Source organism: Cryobacterium sp. PH31-L1, assembly GCF_030063145.1.
GTDB lineage: Bacteria > Actinomycetota > Actinomycetes > Actinomycetales > Microbacteriaceae > Cryobacterium.
Map to the genome: position 1 here is coordinate 320,706 of NZ_JASISM010000006.1, position 25,959 is coordinate 346,664.

At 64.1% G+C, this 25,959-nt stretch carries 25 protein-coding genes and 1 tRNA gene; 21 read left to right on the forward strand and 5 right to left on the reverse strand.

Annotation, left to right across the window (positions count from 1 at the left end; genetic code table 11):
- The first annotated feature begins 8 nt into the window (after positions 1–8).
- From ilvD to QMF22_RS14055, 7 genes are all read left to right on the forward strand, one after another.
- Complete coding sequence (gene ilvD, locus QMF22_RS14025) at positions 9–1,703, forward strand: dihydroxy-acid dehydratase (RefSeq protein WP_283454616.1); 1,695 nt, start codon at positions 9–11, stop codon at positions 1,701–1,703.
- A gap of 57 nt (positions 1,704–1,760) precedes the next feature.
- On the forward strand, positions 1,761–3,578 hold the full coding sequence (locus QMF22_RS14030) for an acetolactate synthase large subunit (RefSeq protein ID WP_502846963.1): 1,818 nt from the start codon (positions 1,761–1,763) through the stop codon (positions 3,576–3,578).
- A gap of 2 nt (positions 3,579–3,580) precedes the next feature.
- Positions 3,581–4,090: an acetolactate synthase small subunit gene (ilvN, locus tag QMF22_RS14035; RefSeq protein ID WP_283454619.1), complete on the forward strand. Its 510-nt coding sequence runs from the start codon at positions 3,581–3,583 to the stop codon at positions 4,088–4,090.
- 46 nt (positions 4,091–4,136) lie between these two features.
- Positions 4,137–5,165, forward strand: coding sequence for a ketol-acid reductoisomerase (gene ilvC / locus QMF22_RS14040; RefSeq protein ID WP_283454621.1), 1,029 nt, complete (start codon positions 4,137–4,139; stop codon positions 5,163–5,165).
- Positions 5,166–5,246: 81 nt separating this feature from the next.
- Positions 5,247–5,960: a DUF998 domain-containing protein gene (locus tag QMF22_RS14045; protein ID WP_283454623.1), complete on the forward strand. Its 714-nt coding sequence runs from the start codon at positions 5,247–5,249 to the stop codon at positions 5,958–5,960.
- Positions 5,957–6,472: a DNA polymerase III subunit gamma/tau gene (locus QMF22_RS14050; RefSeq protein ID WP_283454625.1), complete on the forward strand. Its 516-nt coding sequence runs from the start codon at positions 5,957–5,959 to the stop codon at positions 6,470–6,472. The genes QMF22_RS14045 and QMF22_RS14050 overlap by 4 nt, the downstream gene beginning before the upstream one ends.
- Positions 6,469–6,840 (forward strand): bacitracin resistance protein, encoded by a 372-nt coding sequence (locus QMF22_RS14055; RefSeq protein WP_283454627.1) that lies wholly within the window; start codon positions 6,469–6,471, stop codon positions 6,838–6,840. The genes QMF22_RS14050 and QMF22_RS14055 overlap by 4 nt, the downstream gene beginning before the upstream one ends.
- Here the strand turns inward: QMF22_RS14055 and QMF22_RS14060 are convergent, their stop codons facing one another.
- Complete coding sequence (locus QMF22_RS14060) at positions 6,841–7,236, reverse strand: DoxX family protein (RefSeq protein WP_283454629.1); 396 nt, start codon at positions 7,234–7,236, stop codon at positions 6,841–6,843.
- 86 nt (positions 7,237–7,322) lie between these two features.
- On the opposite strand from QMF22_RS14060, the gene serA reads away from it, so the two are divergent.
- Positions 7,323–8,915: a phosphoglycerate dehydrogenase gene (serA, locus tag QMF22_RS14065; protein ID WP_283454631.1), complete on the forward strand. Its 1,593-nt coding sequence runs from the start codon at positions 7,323–7,325 to the stop codon at positions 8,913–8,915.
- 75 nt (positions 8,916–8,990) lie between these two features.
- On the opposite strand, the gene QMF22_RS14070 is transcribed toward serA, so the two are convergent.
- Positions 8,991–9,554, reverse strand: a complete 564-nt coding sequence (locus QMF22_RS14070) for a TetR family transcriptional regulator (RefSeq protein ID WP_283454634.1) — start codon at positions 9,552–9,554, stop codon at positions 8,991–8,993.
- A gap of 280 nt (positions 9,555–9,834) precedes the next feature.
- Between QMF22_RS14070 and QMF22_RS14075 the strand changes: the two genes are divergently transcribed.
- Complete coding sequence (locus QMF22_RS14075) at positions 9,835–11,322, forward strand: MFS transporter (protein ID WP_283454709.1); 1,488 nt, start codon at positions 9,835–9,837, stop codon at positions 11,320–11,322.
- A 76-nt stretch (positions 11,323–11,398) separates the two neighbouring features.
- On the opposite strand, the gene QMF22_RS14080 is transcribed toward QMF22_RS14075, so the two are convergent.
- Positions 11,399–11,650 carry a DUF6458 family protein gene (locus tag QMF22_RS14080; protein ID WP_283454636.1) on the reverse strand — a complete coding sequence of 84 codons (252 nt, stop codon included), beginning with the start codon at positions 11,648–11,650 and terminating at the stop codon, positions 11,399–11,401.
- A gap of 112 nt (positions 11,651–11,762) precedes the next feature.
- Between QMF22_RS14080 and QMF22_RS14085 the strand changes: the two genes are divergently transcribed.
- The 3 genes from QMF22_RS14085 to QMF22_RS14095 are packed head-to-tail and all read left to right on the forward strand — an operon-like array spanning position 11,763 to position 14,693.
- Positions 11,763–12,833, forward strand: a complete 1,071-nt coding sequence (locus QMF22_RS14085) for a 3-isopropylmalate dehydrogenase (RefSeq protein WP_283454638.1) — start codon at positions 11,763–11,765, stop codon at positions 12,831–12,833.
- Positions 12,830–13,927 (forward strand): branched-chain amino acid aminotransferase, encoded by a 1,098-nt coding sequence (locus QMF22_RS14090; RefSeq protein ID WP_283454641.1) that lies wholly within the window; start codon positions 12,830–12,832, stop codon positions 13,925–13,927. The genes QMF22_RS14085 and QMF22_RS14090 overlap by 4 nt, the downstream gene beginning before the upstream one ends.
- Positions 13,928–13,952: 25 nt before the next feature.
- Complete coding sequence (locus QMF22_RS14095) at positions 13,953–14,693, forward strand: fumarylacetoacetate hydrolase family protein (RefSeq protein ID WP_349357098.1); 741 nt, start codon at positions 13,953–13,955, stop codon at positions 14,691–14,693.
- A 115-nt stretch (positions 14,694–14,808) separates the two neighbouring features.
- On the opposite strand, the gene QMF22_RS14100 is transcribed toward QMF22_RS14095, so the two are convergent.
- Positions 14,809–15,435 (reverse strand): TetR/AcrR family transcriptional regulator, encoded by a 627-nt coding sequence (locus tag QMF22_RS14100; protein ID WP_283454645.1) that lies wholly within the window; start codon positions 15,433–15,435, stop codon positions 14,809–14,811.
- Between the two features lie 101 nt (positions 15,436–15,536).
- Here QMF22_RS14100 and QMF22_RS14105 point away from each other — a divergent pair, with 101 nt between their 5' ends.
- The gene (locus QMF22_RS14105; protein WP_283454647.1) at positions 15,537–16,571 is read left to right on the forward strand and encodes an NADP-dependent oxidoreductase; all 1,035 of its coding nucleotides are present in this window, start codon (positions 15,537–15,539) and stop codon (positions 16,569–16,571) included.
- A 52-nt stretch (positions 16,572–16,623) separates the two neighbouring features.
- Positions 16,624–17,331 carry a type 1 glutamine amidotransferase domain-containing protein gene (locus QMF22_RS14110; RefSeq protein ID WP_283454649.1) on the forward strand — a complete coding sequence of 236 codons (708 nt, stop codon included), beginning with the start codon at positions 16,624–16,626 and terminating at the stop codon, positions 17,329–17,331.
- 53 nt (positions 17,332–17,384) lie between these two features.
- On the opposite strand, the gene QMF22_RS14115 is transcribed toward QMF22_RS14110, so the two are convergent.
- Positions 17,385–18,524, reverse strand: coding sequence for an aminotransferase class V-fold PLP-dependent enzyme (locus tag QMF22_RS14115; RefSeq protein WP_283454650.1), 1,140 nt, complete (start codon positions 18,522–18,524; stop codon positions 17,385–17,387).
- A gap of 82 nt (positions 18,525–18,606) precedes the next feature.
- Here QMF22_RS14115 and QMF22_RS14120 point away from each other — a divergent pair, with 82 nt between their 5' ends.
- The 7 genes from QMF22_RS14120 to QMF22_RS14150 all read left to right on the forward strand — a co-directional run bounded on the left by QMF22_RS14120 (position 18,607) and on the right by QMF22_RS14150 (position 25,258).
- Positions 18,607–19,548: a LysR family transcriptional regulator gene (locus QMF22_RS14120; protein ID WP_283454652.1), complete on the forward strand. Its 942-nt coding sequence runs from the start codon at positions 18,607–18,609 to the stop codon at positions 19,546–19,548.
- A 125-nt stretch (positions 19,549–19,673) separates the two neighbouring features.
- Positions 19,674–21,197, forward strand: coding sequence for a glutamate--tRNA ligase (gltX, locus tag QMF22_RS14125; RefSeq protein ID WP_283454654.1), 1,524 nt, complete (start codon positions 19,674–19,676; stop codon positions 21,195–21,197).
- Positions 21,198–21,301: 104 nt separating this feature from the next.
- Positions 21,302–21,373: transfer RNA gene (locus QMF22_RS14130), tRNA-Gln, on the forward strand.
- 262 nt (positions 21,374–21,635) lie between these two features.
- A complete protein-coding gene (locus tag QMF22_RS14135) occupies positions 21,636–21,764 on the forward strand; it encodes a DNA-binding protein (protein WP_283454655.1) in 129 nt (42 codons plus the stop codon).
- Positions 21,757–22,962, forward strand: a complete 1,206-nt coding sequence (locus tag QMF22_RS14140) for a tyrosine-type recombinase/integrase (RefSeq protein ID WP_283454657.1) — start codon at positions 21,757–21,759, stop codon at positions 22,960–22,962. The genes QMF22_RS14135 and QMF22_RS14140 overlap by 8 nt, the downstream gene beginning before the upstream one ends.
- A 358-nt stretch (positions 22,963–23,320) precedes the next feature.
- Positions 23,321–23,902 carry a recombinase family protein gene (locus QMF22_RS14145; RefSeq protein WP_283454659.1) on the forward strand — a complete coding sequence of 194 codons (582 nt, stop codon included), beginning with the start codon at positions 23,321–23,323 and terminating at the stop codon, positions 23,900–23,902.
- Positions 23,903–24,259: 357 nt separating this feature from the next.
- Complete coding sequence (locus QMF22_RS14150; protein WP_283454661.1) at positions 24,260–25,258, forward strand: hypothetical protein; 999 nt, start codon at positions 24,260–24,262, stop codon at positions 25,256–25,258.
- The last annotated feature ends 701 nt before the right edge of the window (positions 25,259–25,959 follow it).

Sequence of the window (25,959 nt, forward strand, 5' to 3'; positions counted from 1 at the left end):
TCGGAAGCATGTCTGAGATCGATGTGAAACCACGTAGCCGCGACGTCACCGATGGGATCGAGGCCACGACCTCTCGCGGAATGCTCCGTGCTGTCGGCATGGGCGACGCCGACTGGGACAAGCCCCAGATCGGTATTGCGAGCTCGTGGAACGAGATCACGCCCTGCAACCTGTCGTTGGATCGCCTCGCCCAGGCCGCCAAAGAGGGCGTGCACTCCGGCGGCGGCTACCCGCTGCAGTTCGGCACTATCTCCGTCTCCGACGGCATCTCAATGGGGCACGAGGGAATGCACTTCTCCCTGGTTTCCCGCGAGGTTATCGCCGACTCGGTCGAGGTAGTCATGCAGGCCGAACGCCTCGACGGCAGCGTGCTGCTGGCAGGCTGTGACAAGTCCCTGCCCGGCATGCTCATGGCCGCGGCCCGCCTGGACCTCGCCAGCGTTTTCCTCTACGCCGGATCGATCGCACCGGGCTGGGTCAAGCTCAGTGACGGTACCGAAAAAGACATCACCATCATCGACTCGTTCGAAGCTGTCGGCGCGGTCAAGGCCGGGCGCATGAGTGCAGCGGATGCGAAGCGCATCGAGTGCGCATTCGCTCCCGGCGAGGGCGCCTGCGGCGGTATGTATACGGCCAACACCATGGCCAGCGTCGCTGAGGCCCTCGGAATGAGCCTGCCCGGCTCGGCGAGCCCGGCATCCGCTGACCGTCGCCGCGACTACTTCGCGCACCGTTCCGGCGAAGCCGTGGTCAACATGTTGCGCCTCGGTATCACCGCCCGCGACATTCTCACCCGCAAAGCGTTCGAGAACGCCATCGCCGTGGCCATGGCCTTCGGCGGATCCACCAACGTCGTGCTGCACCTACTCGCCATCGCCCGCGAGGCCGAGGTTGAACTCACTCTCGACGACTTCAACCGCATCGGCGACAAGGTTCCGCACATCGGCGACCTCAAGCCCTTCGGCAAGTACGTCATGAACGACGTCGACCGCCAGGGCGGCGTTCCCGCCGTCATGCGCGCTCTGCTCGAAGCCGGCCTCATCCACGGCGACGCGCTCACCGTCACCGGCAAAACCGTGGCCGAGAACCTCGCCGAGATCGACCCGCCGGCCCTCGACGGTGAGGTACTGCGCACCCTCGACAACCCCATTCACAAGAGCGGTGGCATCACCATCCTCAAGGGCACCTTCGCCCCCGAGGGTGCCGTCGTCAAGACCGCCGGCTTCGACGCCGCCGTCTTCGAAGGACCGGCCCGCGTGTTCGAACGTGAACGTGCCGCGATGGACGCCCTGACCGACGGCAAGATCTACAAGGGTGACGTGGTCATCATCCGTTATGAAGGCCCAAAGGGCGGGCCGGGCATGCGCGAAATGCTCTCGATCACCGCCGCCATCAAGGGCGCAGGGCTCGGCTCCGATGTACTACTGTTAACGGACGGTCGATTCTCAGGCGGCACAACCGGACTGTGTATCGGCCACATAGCACCCGAAGCGGTGGACGCAGGTCCAATCGCCTTCGTGCGCGATGGGGATCTGATACGGGTCGATATCGCAGCTCGCACGCTTGACCTACTGGTTACCGATGCAGAGCTGGCCGCCCGCCGAGATGGCTGGGCGCCCCTTCCCCCGCGCTACACCCGCGGTGTACTCGCCAAGTACTCGAAGCTCGTGCACTCGGCAGCTGAAGGCGCCATTACCGGTTAGCAGTCGCTACTGGTGACACCACCTTCTGACCTCGCTCAGCGGCACCCCAACCAATCGATTCGAAGTAGGGATTCAACGATCATGACCACGGAAACCACTCCCGTGCCCTCAGCTCCCGCATCCGCGGAGCCGGAAATGCTCACCGGCTCGGGCGCGATCATTCGCACCCTCGAACTGCTCGGTGTGACCGACGTCTTCGGCATTCCCGGCGGCGCTGTCATTCCGCTCTACGACGAGCTCATGACGCAAGACAAGATCCGGCATATCCTGGTGCGCCACGAGCAGGGTGCCGGCCACGCGGCTGAGGGCTACGCCTCCGCCACCGGTCGCGTGGGTGTCGCTATCGCCACGAGTGGCCCCGGTGCCACCAACCTCGTCACCGCCATAGCGGATGCTTACATGGACTCCGTTCCGCTACTCGCGATCACCGGCCAGGTCTTCTCCACCTCGATGGGAACGGACGCCTTCCAGGAGGCCGACATCATCGGCATCACCATGCCGATCACCAAGCACTCCTTTTTGGCTCGTACCGCTGAGGAGATTCCGGCCGCGATCGCCTCGGCCTATCACATCGCTTCCACCGGCCGCCCCGGCCCGGTGCTAGTGGACATCACCAAGGACGCGCAGCAGAACCTCGCGCCGTTCATCTGGCCTCCCAAACTCGACCTGCCCGGATATCGGCCGATCGTGAAGGCCCACGGCAAGCAGGTGCAGGCGGCAGCGCAGCTACTGCTCGCCGCGAAGAAGCCCGTGCTGTACGTGGGCGGCGGTGTCATTCGCGCCCACGCATCCGCTGAACTCCTCGCTCTGGCCGAGGCGACCGGTGCACCCGTCGTGACCACCCTCATGGCCCGCGGGGCCTTCCCCGACTCGCACCCGCAGCACCTCGGCATGCCGGGCATGCACGGCACGGTTCCGGCCGTGCTCTCGCTGCAGGAAAGTGACCTCATCATTTCGCTCGGAGCACGCTTCGACGACCGGGTGACCGGAAAGATCAGCGAGTTCGCGCCCAACGCCAAGATCGTGCACGTTGACGTCGACCCGGCTGAGATCTCAAAGATCCGCCTGGCCGATGTACCCATCGTCGGCGATGCCAAGGATGTCATTGCCGACCTGACTCTGGCCTGGGCCGAAGCTGCCCAGGGTGCTGCCCCCGACACGAGCGAGTGGTGGACCTATCTGCACGGCCTGAAAGAAGAGTTCCCGCTCGGTTTCACCGAACCGACCGACGGACTGCTGGCCCCGCAGTATGTGATCCAGCGCATCGGCGAGCTCACCGGCCCCGAAGCCGTCTACGCGGCCGGCGTCGGCCAGCACCAGATGTGGGCGGCGCAGTACATCAAGTACGAACGCCCCAACTCCTGGCTCAACTCCGGCGGCGCCGGCACCATGGGCTACTCCGTGCCCGCGGCCATGGGCGCCAAGGTGGCCGAACCCGACCGCGTGGTCTGGTCGATCGACGGTGACGGCTGCTTCCAGATGACAAATCAGGAACTCGCGACCTGCACGATCAACAAGATCCCGATCAAGGTCGCGATCATCAACAACTCCTCACTCGGCATGGTGCGGCAGTGGCAGTCACTGTTCTACGACGGACGTCACTCCTTTACCGACCTCAACACCGGTCACGGCACCGCCATGGTGCCGGACTTCGTCAAAATGGCGGATGCCTACGGCGCGCTCGGCATTCGCGTCACCAGCAAGGACCAGGTTGATGACGCCATCAAACTGGCCCTCGCCACCAACGACCGCCCGGTCGTGATCGACTTCATCGTGAGCCCCGGCGCCATGGTCTGGCCGATGGTTCCGCAGGGAGTCAGCAACAGCTTCGTGCAGTACGCCAAAGACCACGCACCGACCTGGGGAGAAGAGTAACCGTGACGAGCCACGTTCTGAGTCTGCTCGTCGAGGACAAGCCCGGCCTGCTCACGCGCGTCGCCGGCCTGTTCGCGCGTCGCGGTTTCAACATTGAAAGCCTCGCCGTGGGCCACAGCGAAATTTCCGGCCTGTCGCGCATCACGATTCTGGTCGACGTCGAAGACATACCGCTCGAGCAGGTGACCAAGCAGCTGAACAAACTGATCAACGTCATCAAGATCGTCGAGCTCGACCCGGCCCAGTCGGTGCAGCGCGAACACCTGCTGATCAAAGTCAAGGTCGACAACACCACTCGGTCGCAGGTGCTCGAAGCTGTGAACCTGTTTCGGGCCCGCGTCGTCGACGTGGCAACGGATGCCGTCGTGATCGAGGTCACCGGCGACAGCGGAAAGACCCAGGCGTTGCTGCGGGTGCTCGAGCCGTTCGGCATTCGCGAGCTCGCGCAGTCGGGCCTGCTCGCCATCGGCCGCGGTAGCAAGTCGATCACCGAGCGCGTCTTCAAAAACTAACGTTTTCAGCTTTTTCTAACAACTAATTCACGAGGAGAGATACACATTGTCTGAGATTTTCTACGACAAAGACGCCGACCTGTCGATCATTCAGGGCAAGAAGGTGGCCGTCATCGGCTACGGCTCGCAGGGTCACGCCCACGCGCAGAACCTGCGCGACTCCGGTGTTGAGGTCAAGATCGGCCTGAAAGAAGGCTCCAAGAGCAAGGCCAAGGCCGAAGAAGCCGGCTTCACCGTACTGTCCACAGCGGATGCCGCTGCCTGGGCCGACGTCATCGTCATCCTCGCCCCCGACCAGGTGCAGCGTCACCTCTACAAGGACGATGTGCTTCCGAACCTTAGCCGCGGTAAGGCGCTCGTCTTCGGCCACGGCTTCAACATCCGTTTCGGCTACATCACCGCTCCCGACGGCGTCGACGTCGTCATGGTCGCCCCCAAGGGACCCGGCCACACCGTACGCCGCGAATTCGAAGCCGGTCGCGGCGTTCCCGTGATCGTCGCCGTCGAGAAGGATGCCTCGGGCAATGCCTGGCCGCTCACGCTCAGCTACGCCAAGGCGATCGGTGGCCTGCGTGCGGCCGGCATCAAGACCACCTTCACCGAAGAGACCGAAACCGACCTGTTCGGTGAGCAGGCCGTGCTCTGCGGTGGTACATCGCAGCTGATCCAGTACGGCTTCGAGGTTCTCACCGAAGCCGGCTACCAGCCGCAGGTCGCTTACTTCGAGGTGCTGCACGAGCTCAAGCTCATCGTCGACCTCATGTGGGAGGGCGGCATCGCGAAGCAGCGTTGGAGCGTCTCCGACACCGCCGAGTACGGCGACTATGTCTCCGGCCCGCGCGTCATCGACCCGAGCGTCAAGGAGAACATGAAGGCCGTTCTCGCCGACATCCAGAGCGGCGCGTTCGCCGAGCGTTTCATCGCCGACCAGGACAACGGCGGAGTCGAATTCCTCGCCCTGCGCAAGAAGGGCGAAGAGCACCCGATCGAGGCCACCGGCCGCAGCCTGCGCAAGTTGTTCGCGTGGAACGCGTCGACCGACGACGACTACACCGACGGATCGGTGTCGCGCTAGCGGCATCGGCTTAACTGCAGCACGAAGGGACCCTCGTTCGCGAGGGTCCCTTCGTGCGTTCACAACGAAAGACTGGTCCGTATGGTAATTCCCGGCACCGGCACCCGCCGGATGAGTGCGGTGCGGCATGGCCTGGCGACCGTCGCCATGATCGGCGTCGTGCTGTACGTACTCATCGACGTGGTGCTGCAGCTTCTGCCGCCGCATTACAGCCCGATCAGCGACGCCGAGAGCAACCTCGCCGTCGGCCGGTACGGGTGGATCATGAACCTCAACTTTCTCGGCCGCGCGGTGTTCTGCGTCGCTGCCGTCGTCGCGATTGCCCTGACCGCGCGGGCGCTGCTGCCCCGGCGCCGCGACCCGCTGCTCAGCCTGGGCCTCGCGCTGCTGCTCATCGGGGGAGCCAGCTCGGCGGTACTCGCCTTCTTTCCGACCGACGTCAGCCCTTCCCACGTGAGCACCCTGCAGACCTCGACCATGGTCGGCGTCATCCATCTCGCCGTCGCATCCTTCGGCTTCGTCACGGCGCTCATCGCTATCGTGCTGCTGACGATCTGGCTGCGGGTTCGAGGCCTGCTGCCGAGGGTTCTGCCGTGGGCGACCGCGTTCGCCGCCATCATCCTGGCCGGGCTGTTGTTGGTCGTCGCGGCCGGTGTTTGGCTGCCCGGCATCATCGGTCTCGCTGAACGTGTGGCCCTGGTCGGGATTCTGGGGTGGACCTTTTCGGTGAGCGCCGGCATCCGTCGCCGGCCAAACCGTCAGCATCGGCGGCAACCGGATACTCTAGAAAAATGAACCCGACACGCGACGACGATGCGCTGAACTGGGCCGGCGACGATGACCCGACCTTGGTGCCGACGGGAAGCGGTCGGGCTGCGCCCGAACCTACCGGCTTGCCGGAGGGCTGGACCATCCCCGAGGTGTCAGCGTCAGCCCAGCGAGCGGTCGAAACCGGGCCGACTGATGCCGGCACTGAATCGGATGCCGAATCGCCTGCCGAACCGAAAAGTTTAGCGGTCAGTTCGGTCGCCCTCGTCGGCATGGGGATTCTAGCCGGCATGTACCTGCTGTACACGATCGGCTGGTTCATCGGGGTCGCTCGCATCGAGAAGCCGATCAGCGACCCCGTCGCCGAATTCATGTTCTCCCTCGGCGCCTGGCTCGCCGTGGCAGCGCCACTGGTTTGGTTCGGAGTCACCTTTTGGCTCACCACGAGCCGCCCACGCGCCCGACTGCTCTGGCTTCTGATCGGCGTCGTCGTACTGGCTCCACTGCCCTTCATTATCGGATCAGGAGTGGGCTCATGAGCGACACAGACGAGCGCACCGGCGACGCGACCACGGCCATCCGTCGTCGACCGCCGCGGTGGCTGCTGCTCGCGATCGCGATCTTCTTCGGGCTCTTCTATGCCTACGACGTGTGGGAAGCCATCGGCAACCTGGTCGGGCTCAACCTGCTGGCGCAGTCCCTCGACACCCAGCTGAGCGCTTTCGGCTGGGCCGTGCTGATTTTCGCGGTGATCCTGCCGATTCTGGTCTACGCGCTGGCCTACTGGCTCGGACGCAACCGGGCTTTCGGCGTTCAGGCCCTGACCCTGTTGGTCGGGCTCTGCGCGGTTGCCGCTGTATCGCTGGACCTCGGTGCCGTATTCAGCTTGGCCCGATTGATCGTCTAGTCAGAGCACCGAGAAAACGATCAGAATCATCAGTACCAGCTGGGCGATGAGCCGCGGGACGAACGGTATCGCCACCCGCCCGAAGCGCTTCGGATGGCGCGCAGCGTAGGCGTTGGCCGGAAACACCGCGGCCAGAAAGATTACGAGTGCGCCGGCCGCGAGCACCATGCTCGAGGGAACGAGCAGGCCAACGCCGCCGGCAATCTCGCACACTCCGGTGAAGAGCACGAGGTTGACCGGGCTGGCCAAACCATCCCGGCGCAGGCTCGGCGGAATCATCGCCGCCATGGTGCGCTTGACCTCAGGTAGAAAATGGGTGATTCCGGCGCCGATGAAGGCCACGGCAAGAATCACTCGCAGAACCAGTTGGAGTCCGTCTATTACGTCGCTGCTCATTGCTCTATTGTGCAGCCGCTAGGGTGGAAACCGAGTAGCGCCCATTGTCGCGCCACCGACAAATGCAATCTAAGGATCCGATTTTATTGTCGAAGCCCGTCGTCCTGATCGCCGAAGAACTTTCCCCCGCCACCGTCGATGCCCTGGGGCCCGACTTTGACATTCACCACGTCGACGGCACGGATCGCTCCGCGCTGTTCGCCGAGCTTGCCACCGCGCAGGCCGTTTTGGTGCGCTCAGCCACCAAGATGGATGACGAAGCCATCAAGGCGTCGCCCTTTCTGAAGGTCATCGCCCGCGCCGGCGTCGGCCTCGACAACGTTGACATCAAGGCCGCCACCGCGGCGGGTGTGATGGTCGTCAACGCTCCCACCTCCAACATCATCTCGGCCGCCGAGCTGACCGTGGGTCACATCCTGAGCCTGGCCCGGCACATTCCTGCCGCGTCAGGCGCCCTCGCCGACGGAGCCTGGAAGCGCTCCAAGTACACCGGCATCGAGCTGTACGAGAAGACCATCGGTATCATCGGCCTCGGCCGCATCGGTGCGCTCATCACCGCCCGTATGCAGGCGTTCGGCACCAACGTCATCGCCTATGACCCCTACATCACCTCGGCTCGCGCCCAGCAGCTCGGCGTAACCCCGGTCACCCTCGATGAACTGCTCGCGCAGTCCGACTTCGTCACGATCCACATGCCGAAGACCCCCGAGACGACCGGCATGATCGGTGCCGCGCAGCTGGGGCTGATGAAGCCCACCGCATTCGTCGTCAACGTCGCCCGCGGCGGACTCATCGATGAAGAAGCCCTGCACGAAGCCCTCGTCGCGGGCACCATCGCCGGCGCCGGCCTTGACGTGTTCGTCAACGAGCCGCCGACCGGTTCGCCGCTGCTTGGCCTCGACAACATCATCACCACCCCGCACCTCGGCGCCTCGACCGACGAAGCCCAGGAAAAGGCCGGCGTCTCTGTCGCCAAGTCCGTGCGCCTGGCGCTCTCCGGCGAACTCGTTCCCGATGCGGTCAACGTGGCCGGCGGCGTCATCGACCCCTACGTGCGCCCCGGAATCCCGCTGGTCGAAAAGCTCGGCCAGGTCTTCTCCGGCCTCGCCGCGCACAGCCCGCTCACGAGCGTCGACATCGAGGTGCGCGGCGAACTCGTCGAGTACGACGTCAGCGTGCTCAAGCTCGCTGCGCTCAAGGGAATCTTCACCAACGTGGTCAGCGAAACCGTCTCCTACGTCAACGCACCGCTGCTAGCTGAGCAGCGCGGCGTCACCGTGCGCATGCTCACCGACGCCGAGTCGCCCGAATACCGCAACGTGATCACGCTGCGCGGCGCCCTCGCTGACGGCTCCCAGGTCTCCGTCTCGGGTACCCTCACGGGCACCAAGCAGATCGAGAAGATCGTCGAGATCAACGGCTACGACGTGGAGGTTCCCTTCGCCAAGAACCTCATCGTCATGCTCTACGCCGATCGCCCCGGAATCGTCGCGGTGTACGGTCGCGAATTCGGCGAGGCCAACATCAACATCGCCGGCATGCAGATTGCCCGCCACGTGGCCGGCGGCAAGGCGCTCAGCGTGCTGACCGTCGACTCCGAGGTTCCGGCCGGACTGCTCACGTCGGTGCGCGCCGCGATCGACGCCGAGATCATGGTGGAGATCGACCTCACCGAGTAAAACCTGCGTCGTTTCACTGAAAACGGCTGCACGGATGCGAGTGGGCGCCTGCACTGCAGGCGCCCACTCGTGTTTCTAGGAGCCGGGCAGCAGCCGGCCGATCAGGGCGATCAGTCGGGTCATCGCCGCATCGGTGTGATCCTGCGTTGCCAGCTCGTTCTCGGCCAGCGAGCTGTTCACATAGAGGCCGTCGCTGATCAGCATGATCGTCTGGGCGACATCCGGGTCGTGTACGGCCTCTTCGATCACCGAGAGCCAGCGCCGGCGAATATCGGTGAGTACCTGCATGGCACGCGGATCCCGGCCCTGAGCGAGACGCGACCCGGCAATGTAGGCACGGTCCAGGGGACTGCCGGTGTGCACCGAGGTGCGAATGAGATAGTCGACGGGTCCCGCCGGGGCGGTGCGAATGTTCTCGGCGTCTTGCTGGGCGAGCGCATCCAACCGTGTCAGAACACCGTCGACCAGGGCGTCCTTCGACGCGAAGTGGTACAGCAGACCGCCCTTGGAGACCGCAGCGGCCGCCGAGACGGCATCGAGCGTCGCCGACCGCTCGCCACCCTCGACCAGCAGGTCTTCGAAGGCGTCGAGCAGGCGATCCCGGGTGGGAACGGATGGTGCGGCAGCATTTTTCGGCATAGGGGCCATGGTAACGAACACGCAAACTCTCGGTCGGGCAGGGGCGGACTAGACAACTATACCGTCTAGCCGGTACAGTCGAATTTGTTGCTCCGCCCATGGCGGTCGAGAATGAACCCAGAAAGTGAACGAGATCGTGTCTGCCCCCGCTGTTCCCACCAACTCCATTACCCTGCCCGGTATCGCCTCGAACCATGCCGACCAAAGCCGTGCGGCAGAGAGTCGCAGCAGCGAGACGCGTGCGGCAGGATCGGCCGGCACCGCGGCATCCGCTCTGCCGGTGCGGCACGATCGCAGGCGCTGGTGGGCCCTCGCAGTACTCATGCTTCCGGTGCTGCTGGTGTCGATTGACAACACCGTGCTCAACTTCGCTCTGCCGGCGATCTCCACGGCTACCTTGCCGACCGGTGTGCAGCTGCTCTGGATGGTTGACATCTACCCGCTCGTGCTGGCCGGACTGCTCGTAGCCATGGGCAGCCTGGGCGACCGCATCGGACGTCGCCGCCTGCTGATGATCGGATCGGCCGGCTTCGGCGTGGTCTCGGTGTTCGCCGCCTTCGCCCCGAGCATCGAGGGGCTCATCATCGCCCGCGCCGCGCTCGGATTCTTCGGCGCGATGCTCATGCCGTCGACTCTGTCGCTGCTGCGTTCCACCTTCGTCGACCGCGACCAGCGTCGCCTTGCCATCGCGATTTGGGCCACCGGCTTTGCGGCTGGCAGCGCCCTCGGCCCGGTGGTCGGCGGTATTCTTCTCGAGCATTTCGCCTGGGGCTCGGTGTTTCTGCTCGCCGTTCCCGTTTTGTTGCCGCTGCTCGTGCTGGCGCCGATTCTGGTGACCGAATCGCGAGATCCGCACCCCGGGCGCATCGACCTGCTCAGCATTGCCCTCTCGCTCGGCACCATGCTGCCGATCGTCTATGGCATCAAAAGCATCGCCGAGCACGGTGTGACCTGGCTCACGGTCGCCCCGATCGCGCTCGGAGTGGGGCTCGGCGTCTGGTTCGTACGTCGACAGCTGAGCGTCGGTAACCCCATGCTCGACATGGGCCTGTTCCGGCGCGGCGCGTTCAGCGGCGCCGTTGGCGTGAATCTGCTCAGTGTCACAGCGCTTGTCGGCTGCCTGTTTTTCATCTCGCAGCACCTGCAACTGGTGCTCGGGCTGTCGCCGTTGAATGCCGGACTCGTTCTTGTACCAGGCCTGGCCGCGATGATCGTGGCCGGACTTCTGATCGTGCCGATTGCCCGCCGGGTACGGCCGTCTCGGGTGGTGCCCGTGGCCCTGCTCGTGTCGGTGGCCGGATTCGCGTCGATCGCGCTGCGTGGTGGAGCGATCGATGCTTTCTGGATCGGCGTCGCCTTCGTTCTGCTCGGCATCGGAATCGGCGCGGCCGAGACCGTCTCGAACGAGCTCATCGTGGCGACAGCGCCGGCCGACAAGGCGGGCGCGGCATCCGCTGTGTCAGAGACAGCCTACGAACTGGGGGCGGTGCTGGGAACGGCCGTTCTCGGCACCATTCTCACCGTCTCCTACCGGGCGGCGGTGCTGTTGCCCGACGGCCTGAGCGCGGCCGACCGGCTGGCGGCGGGAGAGACTCTCGGCGGTGCGGTGTCCGTGGCCGGGCACCTGTCGCCCGCGGCCGCCCAGCAACTGCTCCAGTCGGCCCGGCACGCCTTCGACAGCGGCGTGGGCCTGACCGCGTGGATCGGAGTCGCGCTCGTACTCGGAGCGGCCGCAGTGGCACTGGTGTCGCTGCGTCGCGCGCGCTAGCGATTCCGCGAAAGCGGGTAAACGGTTGCTTCAGTAGTCGCGAAGCATCCGTTCACCCACTTTCGCGAGCTGTGGGTTAGAGGTCGTCGATCGAGTTCTCGCGGCGGGTGACCTGCTCGCCGTTCGCCGGGTCGGCGATCGTGCGGGTGGTGCTCACGCTGTTGCGGCGACGGGTCATCAGCACAAGGCCGAGGATCGTCACGAGCGCTCCGGCCGCGAGCAAAATGTAGCCGACGAGCGTCAGATCAATGCCGGTGACGGTCACGTCGAGGGCCCATACCAGAATGGCGCCGACGACGAGCAGAAAGATTCCTAGTCCGATACTCATGATTTCCTGCTTTCCGTTTGTGGTGCACTAGGGACAAGCCTAGGCACTTCGGTGAGAAAGGTAAGGTTTGACTATACGCAATTCAGGTGATCATTGACTGTTTCGGAGCCGCATGTCTCGTACTATCAAACTCGCTGTCATTCCCGGAGACGGGATTGGACCGGAAGTTGTCGCGGAGGCAGTGAAAGTGCTCGGCGCAGTCACTGCCCTCGATGACGTCACGATTGAGACGAGCACCTTTCAGCTGGGCGCCGCGCGGTTCCTTGAGACCGGTGACGTGCTCACGGGTGCCGACCTCGCGTCGATCAGTGAGCACGATGCCATTCTTCTCGGTGCAGTCGGCGGCGTTCCCGGCGACCCACGCCTGAAAGACGCGAACATCGAACGCGGGCTGCTGCTTGGTTTGCGCTTCGCCCTCGACCACTACGTGAACCTGCGGCCCTGCACGATCTACCCGGGCGTCACGAGCCCGCTCGCAGCGCCCGGCGTGGTCGATTTCGTTGTCGTGCGCGAAGGTACAGAGGGCCCCTACGTGGGCAACGGCGGTGCCATCCGTCGCGGCACTCCACAAGAAGTCGCCAACGAGGTGTCGGTGAACACTGCCTACGGGGTAGAACGCGTCGTGCGGTACGCCTTCGAGGTGGCCCAGGGTCGTGAGCGCAAACGCCTCACTCTCGTGCACAAGACCAACGTGCTCGTTTTCGCCGGCAGCCTATGGCAGCGCATCGTGAACCAGGTGGCCGCCGAGTACCCCCAGGTTGCGGTTGATTACCTGCACGTCGACGCGGCGACCATTTTCTTCGTCACGAATCCGAGTAGATTCGATGTACTCGTCACCGATAACCTCTTTGGCGACATTCTCACCGACCTGGCAGCGGCAATCAGCGGCGGCATCGGTTTGGCGGCCTCCGGCAATATAAACCCGACGGGTCGCTTTCCCAGCATGTTCGAGCCGGTGCACGGCTCGGCTCCCGATATCGCCGGCCAGCAACTCGCCGACCCGACCGCGGCCATCCTCTCGGTGGCACTGTTGCTTGATCATCTCGGGCTGACGGATGCCGCGGCTCGCGTCAACGAGGCGATCGCCGACGACCTTGCTCGCCGCTCCTCTCTCGGGCGACGCAGCACCGCTGAGGTGGGAGACGCCATCGTGACCCTTTTGACAGACAAGGTACTGAAATGACCGTGACTTTTCCCCTGACTTTTGCTCTCACTCCGTCGACCGACGCGCGCGCCGAGGCCGAACGCGAGGAGATTCTGGCCGACCCGGGATTCGGCAAGCACTTCACCGACCACATGGTCACGATCGACTGGTCGGTCGAGGCCGGCTGGCACGACGCCCGCGTCACCCCCTACGGTCCGCTGCTGCTCGACCCCGCGTCGTCGGTATTGCACTACGGCCAGGAGATCTTCGAGGGCCTCAAGGCCTACCGGCACGCCGACAACTCGATCTGGACCTTCCGGCCGGAGAAGAACGCCGAGCGGCTGCAGCGCTCAGCGCACCGCCTCGCGCTCCCCGAACTCTCGGTTGCGGACTTCATCGAGTCGGTCAAGCAGATGGTTGCCATTGACGGCGGTTGGGTTCCGTCCGCTCCCGAGACCAGCCTCTACCTGCGCCCGTTCATGATCGCCAACGAGACCTTCCTGGGCGTGCGGGCTGCCCACAAGGTGAGCTTCTACGTGATCGCCAGCCCGGCCGGCGCCTACTTCGCCGACGGCGTTGCCCCAGTGAAGATCTGGCTCTCCACCGAGTACTCCCGCGCCGGTCGCGGTGGAACCGGTGCGGCCAAATGTGGCGGCAATTACGCTGCCTCACTGCTGCCCCAGATGGAAGCGTACGAGAACGGCTGCGCCCAGGTGCTCTTTCTCGACGGTGAAACCGGCAGCCACATCGACGAGCTGGGCGGCATGAACGTGTTCTTCGTGCACGGCACCGACACGCTCGTCACGCCGCGCCTGACCGGATCCATCCTCGAGGGCGTCACCCGCGACAGCATCATGCAGCTCGCCCGCGACCGCGGTATGACCGTGGAAGAGCGCGAGGTGACGCTGGGGGAGTGGCGTGAGGGTGTCGCATCCGGTGCCATCACCGAGGTCTTCGCCTGCGGAACCGCCGCCGTGGTCACGCCGATCGGCCAGCTCAAGGCTCGCGACTTCACGATCGGCGAAGCGGATGCCCCCGCTGGCGCGATCACACTGTCGCTGCGGCAGGAGCTCACGGACATTCAGTACGGCCGCGTGCCCGACCGCCACGGCTGGCTCACTCGGCTAAACTGAACCTTTTGGCCGTTTATCGGCGGGAATGAGACACGTGAAGATCGCACGCTACAGCTACCAGGGCGCCATCGCGTTCGGCATTGTTGACGACGACGAACTGGTCGTGCTCACGAGTGACCCGATGTTCGCCGGATTCGACACCACCGGCGACCGGGTTGCCCTGGGCGATGTGAAGCTGCTGGCGCCGGTGATTCCGCGCTCGAAGATCGTGGCGATGCAGTCTTCTGACGCGTTCGTGCTTCGGCCCAACACCGCGGTCGTCGGCCCCGGTGACGCCATCGTGCTGCCGGCCGCCGCCGAGCGGGTCGAGGTCGATGGCCAGCTGGCCATCATTATCGGTAAGATCGCGAAAAACGTCACCGCAGCGGATGCCGTGAGCCGCGTCTTCGGCTACACCGTCGCGACGGTTGCCACCGCGGCCGATCTCGCCGACCGTGACGCCACCCGGGCCGGGGCCTTTGACACCTTCCTGCCGCTCGGACCCATCATCGAGACCGACTTCGACGACGCGGCGACGCCGCTGCGCGGGCTGATCAACGACGAAGAATTTCAGGCTGCGGAGATCGGTGACGATGACTCCACCCCGACAGAGGACACCGTCGCGGCCCTCGTCGCGTTCGCCTCGAGCGTGTTCACCCTGCTGCCTGGCGACGTAATTCTGGCCGGCCAGATGGACACCGCCGCGGCCGTCGTTGACGGCGACACGGTCACGATGTCGATCGCCGGCATCGGAACCCTCGTGAACTCAGTGGTTCGCCCGGCCTAAGTCTGAGGGCTCTGCGCGGGGCCCACCGTATGCAACTGGGCCCGTGATAGATCGTGGGCCCAGTTGCATAAGGTGGCCCCGGGAGCGTGAGCGGGCCCGCGTGCGTAAATTGGCCTCAGTGCGTGGGGCCAGGGAACCAGACTCTGACCTGGTTCGATGCGGTGTTCAGCAAGGCAATCGCTTCGGTTCGGTTGACCCTGGCTATCAGCATGGCGCTCATTGACAAGGACGCCAGGGTGCGCACACGCTCGTCGAGCACGGCATTCGCGTCAATTGGGGCAGCCGCTGCAGCCGGCGCTGCGACGGAGGCCGACACGAGTGCGTGCCGGAGGGCAGCCGACAGTTCGATGCGGTAACCCTCAACGACCGCTCGGCTTGGATCGTCGTGGGCGGCGAGACCGGCGGCGCAATTGACGAGCAGGCATCCAATTTGCACCGAGTCGGACGCCTGCGCGGCCGTCGCCCGGGCGAGGCTGCCGAAATAATCGAGCAGGGCCGAGGCATCCGTTGCGCCGGAGCGCAGCCCGGACAACCGGGGCCGGATGATCGTCTCGAGATAGTCGGTCACTGCGGCATCGAAGAGACCGCGCTTGCTGCCGAAGGCGTGGTACAGGCTGGAGCGGCCGAGACCCGTGGCTGCTTCCAAATCGGCCAGGGACGCCGCGTCGTAGCCCTTATTCCAGAACAGGTCCCGTGCAGCTTGCACGACCACGCCGTGGTCGAAGGTCTGCAGCCGCCCCATGTCCACTCCTTGATTCGTGTCGAACTCTCGGTCAATTTTGTGTACCGATAGGTCCACTATATAGTAAAACGATCGTTACAAAACCAGCAGAGGAGCCCACCATGGCGACATCTACCATTAGTACCCAGATCCAGCTCGTGAATCGCCCGGTTGGCTGGCCGACGGATTCGGACTTTCGCAGCGTGACCGTCGAGCTGCCCGAACTTGAGGCCGGCCAGGTTCGAGTCGCCAACGAATTCATCTCCGTCGACCCCTACATGCGCGGCCGCATGAATGACGTCAAGAGCTACGTGCCGCCGTTCGTTCTCGGCGAGACCATGGGCGGCGGGGCTGTCGGCCGCGTCGTCGCTTCCGCCGACGATGCCTTCGCCGTCGGCGATGTCGTTACCCACGGCTATGGCTGGCGCGACCTGGTTCAGGAAGACGGCGCCGGATTCCGGGTTGTTCCTGAACTCCCCGGAATCTCGCTCTCCGCCTACCTCGGCGTGCTCGGAATGACTGCCCTCACGGCGTACGTGGGCCTGCTCGAGATCGCCAAGCTCAAGGAAGGCGACACCGTATTCGTCTCCGGCGCCGCTGGTGCCGTGGGCAGCATGGTGGGCCAGATCGCGCGACTCAAGGGCGCCAAGCGCGTGATCGGCTCCGCTGGATCAGCCGAAAAGGTGGCCTTGCTCACGAGAAAGTACGGCTTCGACGCCGCGTTTAATTACAAGGACGGTGCCATCAAAGACCAGCTCGCCGCCGCGGCACCCGAGGGCATCGACGTGTACTTCGACAACGTCGGCGGCGAACACCTCGAGGCGGCTCTCGCCTCGTTCAACGACGGTGGTCGCGCGGCCCTGTGCGGTGCCATCGCGCTCTACAACAGCACGGATGCCCCCGCCGGGCCGAACAACATGTCCAACATCGTCACCCGCGGCCTGACCCTCACGGGCTTCACGATCGGCAACTTCTGGGGCCACCTTCCGGCGTTCTCCGGCGAGATGGCCGCCTGGCTCGCTTCCGGCCAGATCGTCTTCGACGAGACCGTCGTCGACGGCGTCGAGAACGCCGTCGACGCGTTCCTCGGCCTCATGCGCGGCGAGAACACCGGCAAGATGGTCGTGCGCACGAGTGAGGTCGCCCCGGCTGTCTGAGTCGAACATCCCGCACAATCCCGCACACGAATTCATTGAAAACGGAGACACTATGACCCACGTACTTTTCGTCGTCAGCGCCGCTGACCACTGGACCCTGAACGACGGCACCCAGCACCCCACCGGTTACTGGGCTGAGGAGCTCGCTGAGCCGCACCGCCTGTTCACCGCGGCGGGCTGGCAGATCAGCATCGGCACGCCGGGCGGAATCGCCCCGACCATCGATGCGGTCAGCTTGCGGGCGGACGCTGCCGGGGGAGAGGAGCGCGTTGCGCAGATCATCGACTACATCGGAACCATTTCCGGTCAGCTCGACGAGCCGCTCAGCCTCGATGACATCAACGTTGGCGATTACGATGTGGTCTTCTATCCCGGCGGTCACGGCCCAATGGAAGACCTTGCGGTCGACGCCGTCTCGGGGAGAATCCTCACTGAAGCGCTCGACAGCGGTCGCATCCTCGGTGTGCTCTGCCACGCCCCGGCCGCCCTGCTTGCCGCCAAGCGGGCCGACGACAGCTGGCCGTTCTCCGGCTACCGCATGACCGGCTTCACAGATGCTGAGGAAGTTCTTGGCGGGCTGGCCCCCAAGGCGCCTTGGCTCGTGCAGAGCCGACTGAGCGAACTGGGTGCCGACTTCATCGCGGGTGAATCGTTCGCACCGCACATGGAAATCGACCGCAACCTCTACACCGGACAGAACCCCGCATCATCGGGCGCCCTCGCCGAGGCGATCATCGCGGCCGTCGCCGACAAGGCATGACGTCGGGCGATGTGGGGACCGTCGTTCCGGCGTCGCCGACAGCCTGGCGTTGTCTAGCCGTGGCGCAGCGCGTCCAGCACGGCGTCCACGTCGTCTCGATCGTTCCAGAGATGGAAGGCGACGCGCGCTCGACCGGCCCGACCTGAGGCGGTGAGGCCCGCCGTGGTGAGGCGCGCGAGGTCGCGGCCGTCATCATCCGGCCAGCTGACGATCGCCTGGTCGAGCCGGGGCAGGCCTAGGCCGTCACACAACGCGTTTCCGAGCCCGGTATTGTGAGCGCGCACTTCGGTCATGTCCAGGCTGCGAAACAGATCGATGGCCGGTTCAGCACCGACCCAGGCAGGCCAGGCCGGCGACACGTCGAAGCGTCGGGCGTCGGGAGCGAGCGCCATCGCCGGGCCGTAACAGGATGCCCACAGGTCGTCTCCCGCGTACCAGCCGGCATTGATCGGGTGCAGTTGCGCGCCGAACGACTCAGCGACAGTGAAGAACGCAACGCCGCGTGGGGCGCCGAGCCACTTGTAGCTGTGGCAGATGGTCGCGTCGAACAACGAGGCGTCGACCGGCATCCACCCGGTGGCCTGGGTCGTGTCGCAGAGCGTGAAGGTGCCCGTTGCGCTCGCGGCGGCCCGGATAACCGCACTGTCGGCGATGGTTCCGGTGGCGGACTGCACGAGCGAGAATGCCACCAGCCAGGTGTTCGGGGTGAGGCTCACGGCCAGATCGGCGAGGTCCACCTGCCGAACAGTCACGCCACGGTGGGCCTGGGCCAGGAACGGGAACACCATCGAGCTGAAGTCGCCGCGCGGTAGTACGACTTCGGCGCCATCGGGAATGCTCGCCGCGACCAGGCCCGCCATTACCGAGGTCTGAGAGCCGATGGCCACCCGGTCGGGAGTTACATTGACCAAATCGGCGTATCCAACGCGCACCCGCTCGACAACCTCACCGTAGCGGGAGGCGCATGCCTCGCCGCGGGCCCAGACCTCGGTATCGGCTCGCATCGCAGCGATCGTGTCGATCGTCGGCAGCCCGAGGGTGCAGGCGGCGAGGTAGCCGCGGCCGGACGTGTAGCGGGTGCGGGCTTCGGCGAGGGAGAGGGCCGTCCCGCGCGTGGCCACGCTACTGCTGGCGCCCGGGTTGGGGGCCGAATGGGTGGTGGTGTGGCTGGTGCTCGTTGCTGCGGGGCTCATGATTCCAGTGTGATCACCGAGCATTCATGCGACAACGGCCAGTATCCGATGTAATGCATAACCGTTGATTATGATTAAGCGCATGATCCACCTCCCCGGGGCGAGCCCCGCCCTCGATGCGCAGGCCCTGCGCGTCGTGCGCGCGGTGCACGAGACCGGGTCCATCACGGCCGCCGCGGTCGCCCTGGGCTATAGCCAGCCCGCCGTGAGCCAGCAGCTGAAACGGCTCGAGCAGCGGCTCGGACTCTCCGTCGTCGAGCGGGTCGGCCGTGGCGTTCGTCTCACTGAAGCGGGTCTCGTGCTGGCGCGGCACGCGGTGACGGTGGCCACCGCGCTGGATGCGGCGGCAGGGGAGATCGCCGAACTTCAGGGGCTGAGATCCGGGCTCGTGCGTCTCGTGGCGTTCCCGTCGGCATCCGCTACGCTCGTTCCGAATCTGCTGGCGCGCATGAAGGCCCGCCATTCCGAGATCAGCATCACCTACCTCGAGGCCGAACCGCCCGAGGCTGTCGCCGCCGTTCGTGACAACCGGGCCGACCTGGCCATCACCTTCAGCTACCCGGGGGATCGAGTGGATCCGCACAGGGAAAGCGCGCAGGGGTTACGGGTGGCGACCTTACGGCGAGACGAGATGATGCTCGTGCTGCCGGTCGGGCATCCGTTTGACGGCAATGACCCCATTGATCTGGGCGACCTCGCCGATGAGAACTGGGTGGCCGGCTGCCCGCGCTGCCGCGGGCACCTGCTCGACCTCTGCGATCGCCGTGGGTTCGCCCCGCGGATCACCTACGAGACCGACAACGTCGCTGCCGTGTTCGGCCTGGTCGAGGCGGGCATCGGCGTGGCGCTGCTGCCCGCCCTCGCGATCGAGTCGGTTGGCGCGCGCTCAGGCGTCTCGATACGGGCCACGACCGGGCGTGACCATCGCACCCTTCACGCCGTCACGGCCGCTGGCGCCGAGCGCGTACCGGCGCTGGCCGCAGCGTTGCGCGCGCTGTCGGCCATCGCGGTGGATAGACGTTAGGCGACGCCCGCCCGGATCCCAGGCCCACCTTACGAAAGCAGGCCCACGATTGATCATGGTCCCGCTTTCCGGGCCCGGGCCCGGAAAGAAGTGGGTCAGGGATCGCGCAACTAGAATCATGAGTAATGTCTGACACCACTGCACACCCGTTTTCTACCGCCACCGGAACCGACGTTCGCGTGCGGTTCTGCCCCTCGCCGACCGGAACGCCGCACGTAGGCCTCATTCGTACCGCCATGTTCAACTGGGCCTACGCCCGGCACAACGGCGGCAAGATGATCTTCCGCATCGAGGACACCGACGCCGCCCGTGACAGCGAAGAGAGCTTTCTGCAGCTCGTCGACGCTATGCGCTGGCTCCAGCTGGACTGGGACGAAGGCGTCGATGTCGGCGGCCCCCAGGCGCCGTACCGCCAGAGCGAGCGCCATGACATCTATCTCGGCGTCATCGAGCAGCTCAAGGCCAGCGGCCACATCTACGAGAGTTTCGTCACCGGCGAAGAGATCGAAAAGCGCAACCGCGATCTCGGACGCGACCCCAAGATGGGCTACGACAACTTCGAGCGCGACCTCACCGACGAGCAGAAGGCGGCGTACCGGGCCGAGGGCCGCTCCCCGGCGCTACGCCTGCGGGTGCCCGATACCGAGCTGTCCTTCGACGACCTCGTGCGCGGCGAGATCACCTTCCCGGCCGGATCGTTCAGTGACTTCGTCGTGGTGCGCCCCAACGGTCACCCGCTGTACCCCTTCGTGAACCCCGTCGACGACGCGCTCATGGGAGTCACCCACGTGCTGCGCGGCGAGGACCTGCTCTCCTCGACCCCTCGCCAGATCGCGCTGTACCACGCGCTCATCGACATCGGCGTGACCACGTTCGTGCCGCGTTTTGGCCACCTGCCCTACGTCATGGGCGATAAAAACAAGAAGCTCAGTAAGCGTGACGCCGAGGCGAACCTGTTCCTGCACCGGGACCGCGGATTCATCCCCGAGGGTTTGCTCAACTACCTCGCCCTGCTGGGCTGGTCGCTCTCTCACGACCGTGACGTGTTCTCGATCGACGAGTTCACGGCCGCCTTCGACGTCGTGAACGTCAACCCCAACCCGGCCCGCTTCGACCTCAAGAAGGCCGAATCGATCAACGGCGACCACATTCGCCAGCTCGACGCTGCCGACTTCGCCGCCCGCCTGGTTCCCTACCTGGTGACCGCCGGCGTGTTCGGCGAGACTCCGAGCGAGGCCGAACTGGCCCTGCTCGCCCAGGGCGCACCGCTCATCCAGGAGCGCATCGCCCTGCTCGGCGAAGCGCCCGCCATGCTCGGTTTTCTGTTCGTGACCGGCGCCGACCTGGTTCTCGAAGCGGATGCTCTCACCTCCCTCCCGCAGAACGCCGTAGACATTCTCGGCGCAAGCCGCACCGCACTGGAAGGTATTCCGTCTGCGGAATGGACTACCGACCGGGTGCACGCGCTGCTCGCAGAGACCCTCATCGAGGGCCTGGGCCTCAAGCCTCGCGTCGCTTTCGGACCGCTGCGCGTCGCGCTGTCGGGCCGTAAGATCTCGCCGCCGCTGTTTGAATCCATGGAAATCCTCGGTCAGGCCGAGACCCTGGGCCGCCTGGATCGGGCCCTGGCTACAATTTCGGCAGCCTGACCTGACCGCCACCGGGCCGGGGACGCGCCGAGGAAAGCCTCGGTTTGGCCTCTCCGGCCCGATTGAGCTAGGCTACTACTCGGCCCGATCTTCGGATAAGGCATTGGGGTATGGTGTAATTGGCAACACGGATGATTCTGGTTCATTTGTTCTTGGTTCGAGTCCAGGTACCCCAGCACTAACAGGCGCAGGATTCCGCGGCGAAATCACTTATCGCCCACCCTGTCCGACAGGCCTGAAACAGGCTCTGTGACCAGAAACAGACCAATAACCCCCTTCAGTAGTGGGTTATGCGCTCTGTTGCCCGGGCAAATACGGCCTCGTCGCGGCATAGGCGGGCTGCTCACGGCATTCGCCGTGCACCTGTTGTGCATGGACGCGACGACGCAAACCACTCCTTCGTTTCTCACGCAGCGCGAGCTTTCCGAGTTGCTGCGAATGCCCGAACGCACTCTCGAAGACTGGCGCCTGATGCAGACCGGGCCGCCCTATATCAAGCTCGGCCGGCTCGTGCGGTACGACGTGCAGGACGTGCTCACCTGGGTTCACGAACACCGCCATGGTTAGGCCACAGATCGCAGCCGGTGAAGTGGGCTCAATCGACGTGCAACAGTTGGCGAGCGGCCGATACCGCGCCCGCGGCACCAGCCGTGACGATAGCGGTACCCGGCATCGCCACGCCGTGACGGCCGATACGCGCGACGAAGCCATCGCCGAGATCCATCGACAGGCGAGGGCGCTGGCTACCGGTGGTGCGGGGGCACTTTCACCGTCGAACACGGTCGCCGACGCGGTTGAGCTCTGGCTGTCACAGGTACTCACCCGGGCTAAGGCCGGCAGCCTGTCGTACTCGACCTACGAATCGTACGAGACCACGGCCCGCGTCATCATCGTGCCACGGTGCGGGGGAGTGCGGCTCGAACACCTGACGGTCGGTCGCTGCGATCGCATCCTGCAGCGAATTCTGGAGGAGGAGACGATCTCGAAGGCTCGGCGCGCACGTGCCGTGCTTAGTCTCGTATGCGGTTACGCCGTTCGCGACGACGCTCTGGTGCAGAACCCGGTGCGCGACGTACAACGCCTGCCTATGTCGCCGCGCAAAGAATCCGCACTCTCGCCGGTGCAAATCACCGCCATTCGAGGGCGCATGCAGGTTTGGAGGCTCACCCGCGACGACGGGCCCCGCCCCAACTATCGGGCGCTAATCGACGGCATGGACATCATGATCGGCACCTCGCTGCGCGTCGGTGAATGCATCGGTTTGCGGCGCTGCGACGTGGACATGACGACGCTGCCGCCGACCCTCATCGTGAACGGAACGATCGTCAGCACCAAGGCGCAGGGTACGCATCGCAAGAACTCGCCCAAGCGGTCCCGGCAACGGAGGACCATTGCGCTGCCGTCGATGGCAGCAGCAGCTGTGCGGCGACGGCTGGCACTTGCCGAGGCGGATCCGGAGGCGTTCCTGTTCCCAACGAAGACCGGCCGCTCGTTGAGCGTCAGCAATTACGAACGCCTTCTCCGCGCATTCGTGGAAGACGAGCGCGTCGAATTGGTCAGGATGGGCGTCGACGTGGACGAGTACACGACGCACATTTACCGGCGCACGGCCGCGACGCTGATCCAGCGGGCGGCCGGCATCACGCTGGCCTCACGACTCCTCGGTCACGCGAACGAGCAGACCACCAGGAACAGCTACGTGGTCACGGCCGACATGGTTGATCCGGTGACGGCCGAGATCCTCGACGAGGTGCTCGGCGAGTGAGCGATCTCGGTGTCCAGGTGATGGGCACGGATTAACAATGAAGACTTTCCTCGGGAGACCGCAGAACGCCTGCCCGGGACTACGTGCCCTTGAAACTTAGGCGACACAGAATGGGACGCACCGCAACGCCCGGCAGAGACCACGTCTCGAAACCTGTGGGTTGCGAGACGTTTTGACGAGACAGAAGTGCCTTGCGCACCTGTCCAGAGTATTGCAGACCACATCCCTTGCGGTGACAGGGATCTAGTCATTGTCGTCTGGCTGCAGTGGGCGAGTCGACGTGTCTCGTAACGTGTGTTTTTCCCACCGGATAGCATCTAGGTATGCAAGGACGGTTGGGAGACATCGGGAGGCGTCAATGACGAAGCTGATTGGGTACGCGCGGGTATCGACGAAGAGTCAGACTCCAGATCGACAGTTAGTTGATCTGCTCGCTGCAGGCGTTCGTCGCGACGACGTATACGTCGATCACGGTGTCAGTGGTGGTCGCGAGCGACGTCCGGAGTTCGATGCGGCCTTGGACGCCTTGGAGGCGGATGACACCCTCGTCGTCACGACGCTTGACCGTTTGGGGCGATCGACGGCCAACATGCTGGACTTGGCGGGAGTGCTGCGCACACGCGGTGCCGCGCTTCGCGTGTTGAACTTAGGCGGGGGAGATGTGGACACGAGCACGCCGATGGGCGGCATGGTGTTCACAGTCATGGCTGCTTTGGCCGAGATGGAACTGGCCATCAAACGCGAGCGCATCGTGGATAGTGTCAACAAACGCCGCGCGGCGGGTAAAGATCTCGGCGGGCGTCGACATCGCTTCACCGAAAGCCAAATCCTCAATGCCCGCTGCCTGGTCAACGCCGGTGAGTCTGCCACGCAGGTCGCTCGAGATCTGAGCATGTCGCGGGCTACGCTGTATCGAAGAATTTCCAAACTCCAAGCGTGAGGTAAATCAGTGGGAAGCGGCGAGTTGGAAACTGTGAACTGGAGATACGCTGAATGACGTCCAGGGGACGGTAATTTCCAGCCCCGGTCGTGTCCCGCACCCCTCACGCATTCTTGCGATGCGGACGCACCATTCGACTCTTCAGTGCGCATCTGCGCAATACATTCATGAACCTAGTTGCGGCTCGCTATCCAAGGGACCAATATCTCGTTTTCATTCCGTTGCGGGGGCACTGAATTTGGCTGGCCCGTGAAAACGGGGAGTTGGTATCGTTCTTCGCATGTGTGAGCTCTTCCTGTGCGGTGAAATTGGTTGGTAAGAAAACCAACCGACCGGAACTTTATTGGGGGATATGAAATGCAAAATCGCAACAAAATAGATCGATCCATATTTGGTGCAAGGCATGTTGCCCTAGGACTGACGACAGTCGCTGTCGTCGGATCTCTAATGTTTTCGGGAACGGTAACGGAGGCCTCGGCCGAAGAGCTTGACTCGGGAGTTTTGTCTGCAATCAGCTCCGCGGCACCGGAGGTTTTGCAGGATGTTGCACAAATCTCATGGGACAGCACGGCTGAGGCCGCGTTGGGAAATACGGTCGCCGATGTGACTATCGTGATTCCAAATGAACCAACAGAGGGAATCGCTTTTAGCGGTCCGACTTCCAATTCGACCGCCCAAGACTTAAAGTATTCCGGCATGGTTATTGGGCTTCCTTTCGCCTCGGAGGCGCTCCCCGCGGAGCCTGCTTTTGATGGGGCTGTGTCCTACGACAATGGGAATGAGTCATCAACTGTCCCAATCGTGAAGACTGACGGGTCTCTCCAGATCACGACGATCTTGAGAAGTGTCGAAGCGCCGACTTCATACATCTATCCGATTGATCTCCCGACCGATGGTTCACTCGAACTTACGGACAACGGTGGTGCGATTGTGTTCGATGTAGACCACGAGGTGACTGCGTATATCGCTCCCGCCTGGGCCAGGGATGCGTCTGGTGCGACTGTACCCACGCACTACGAGGTTGACGGAAATGCTCTCATCCAAGTCATTGCTCCCAGCATTGACAGCCTCTACCCGATCGTTGCAGACCCCCAGTTCGCATGGTTTGGGCCGCTGCCTTCAATGAAAATGAATAAAGCGGAAACTGCCAGTGCTCGGGACCTTCGAGGCGCAGCGGCGATCTGTGGAGGGATAGGTAAATATCTCGGTTGGGGAGCTGTCGCCTTATGCGGTGTGAGCGTGCTTCAGATCGCTGCCAAGTCAACCATCAATGTTTGGACGGGGCACTGCACACAGCTGGTTCCTGCACCAGGACTTATACTGGCCGTGTCATACAGCGGAGGGTATTGCAGATGAATTTGAGGGACTATTTCGGGAAAGAGGTGCGGCGGGCGCAAAACGCAACGAGCACACGTCGGATAATTTCGTATGCGCCGATAACGATACTGATCGTGCTGAGTCTTGTGTTTACTGCCAGCCTCCACGCATGGCTGTGGCTCGCACTCGTCTTTCTTGCCCTAGTTGTCGACGTGATCCTTGGAAATCGTTGGGCAAATAAGGACGCGCTCGAGCGGGCCGAGGCCAGCGCCACATAAATACGGGTGAGCTACGTGTAAGCAAGCGCGGCAAGCCTGCACGCAAATGCCTCTTTGGGTAGCTTCCATTCGTTTTCTCGGGCGGCCGTCAGCTTGAGCGCTCTGCGTTCGATGATGGCCGTCCACGACCACAAACAGCATCCTTCCTCTGGGTTGGCGTTGGCCGTTAATGTGATCGCCGCCAGAGGCCCTGGATCATAAATACCACCGTGTAATCGGCGCCATTCACACCGGAATTTGGTGGACGACGAATGAGTGAGCCGCAACGCCACGGTTGCTCCAAACGACGCCCTAAACTGCCTACAGAGTGTTCATTTCTCAATCACTGCGGGAACTGTTAACGCCGAGCCAAAACAGGGCCAATAGTGCCGTTTGAAAACAGGACCACTATCTGTGTTTTCTACTATGCCGTATCAGCGGCGGGCTGGTGGCTCTTGAGTCGATAGCTGACGCCTTGGAGGC

Excerpts from the sequence above, each read along its gene's own strand:
- ilvD (WP_283454616.1), top strand. The coding sequence starts at position 9 with ATGTCTGAGATCGATGTGAAACCACGTAGCCGCGACGTCACCGATGGG.
- QMF22_RS14045 (WP_283454623.1), top strand. The coding sequence starts at position 5,247 with ATGGTAATTCCCGGCACCGGCACCCGCCGGATGAGTGCGGTGCGGCAT.
- QMF22_RS14050 (WP_283454625.1), top strand. The coding sequence starts at position 5,957 with ATGAACCCGACACGCGACGACGATGCGCTGAACTGGGCCGGCGACGAT.
- QMF22_RS14055 (WP_283454627.1), top strand. The coding sequence starts at position 6,469 with ATGAGCGACACAGACGAGCGCACCGGCGACGCGACCACGGCCATCCGT.
- QMF22_RS14060 (WP_283454629.1), bottom strand. The coding sequence starts at position 7,236 with ATGAGCAGCGACGTAATAGACGGACTCCAACTGGTTCTGCGAGTGATT.
- QMF22_RS14070 (WP_283454634.1), bottom strand. The coding sequence starts at position 9,554 with ATGCCGAAAAATGCTGCCGCACCATCCGTTCCCACCCGGGATCGCCTG.
- QMF22_RS14080 (WP_283454636.1), bottom strand. The coding sequence starts at position 11,650 with ATGAGTATCGGACTAGGAATCTTTCTGCTCGTCGTCGGCGCCATTCTG.
- QMF22_RS14085 (WP_283454638.1), top strand. The coding sequence starts at position 11,763 with ATGTCTCGTACTATCAAACTCGCTGTCATTCCCGGAGACGGGATTGGA.
- QMF22_RS14090 (WP_283454641.1), top strand. The coding sequence starts at position 12,830 with ATGACCGTGACTTTTCCCCTGACTTTTGCTCTCACTCCGTCGACCGAC.
- QMF22_RS14095 (WP_349357098.1), top strand. The coding sequence starts at position 13,953 with ATGAGACACGTGAAGATCGCACGCTACAGCTACCAGGGCGCCATCGCG.
- QMF22_RS14100 (WP_283454645.1), bottom strand. The coding sequence starts at position 15,435 with ATGGGGCGGCTGCAGACCTTCGACCACGGCGTGGTCGTGCAAGCTGCA.
- QMF22_RS14105 (WP_283454647.1), top strand. The coding sequence starts at position 15,537 with ATGGCGACATCTACCATTAGTACCCAGATCCAGCTCGTGAATCGCCCG.
- QMF22_RS14110 (WP_283454649.1), top strand. The coding sequence starts at position 16,624 with ATGACCCACGTACTTTTCGTCGTCAGCGCCGCTGACCACTGGACCCTG.
- QMF22_RS14115 (WP_283454650.1), bottom strand. The coding sequence starts at position 18,524 with ATGAGCCCCGCAGCAACGAGCACCAGCCACACCACCACCCATTCGGCC.
- QMF22_RS14120 (WP_283454652.1), top strand. The coding sequence starts at position 18,607 with ATGATCCACCTCCCCGGGGCGAGCCCCGCCCTCGATGCGCAGGCCCTG.
- gltX (WP_283454654.1), top strand. The coding sequence starts at position 19,674 with ATGTCTGACACCACTGCACACCCGTTTTCTACCGCCACCGGAACCGAC.
- QMF22_RS14135 (WP_283454655.1), top strand. The coding sequence starts at position 21,636 with ATGCCCGAACGCACTCTCGAAGACTGGCGCCTGATGCAGACCGGGCCG.
- QMF22_RS14140 (WP_283454657.1), top strand. The coding sequence starts at position 21,757 with ATGGTTAGGCCACAGATCGCAGCCGGTGAAGTGGGCTCAATCGACGTG.
- QMF22_RS14145 (WP_283454659.1), top strand. The coding sequence starts at position 23,321 with ATGACGAAGCTGATTGGGTACGCGCGGGTATCGACGAAGAGTCAGACT.
- QMF22_RS14150 (WP_283454661.1), top strand. The coding sequence starts at position 24,260 with ATGCAAAATCGCAACAAAATAGATCGATCCATATTTGGTGCAAGGCAT.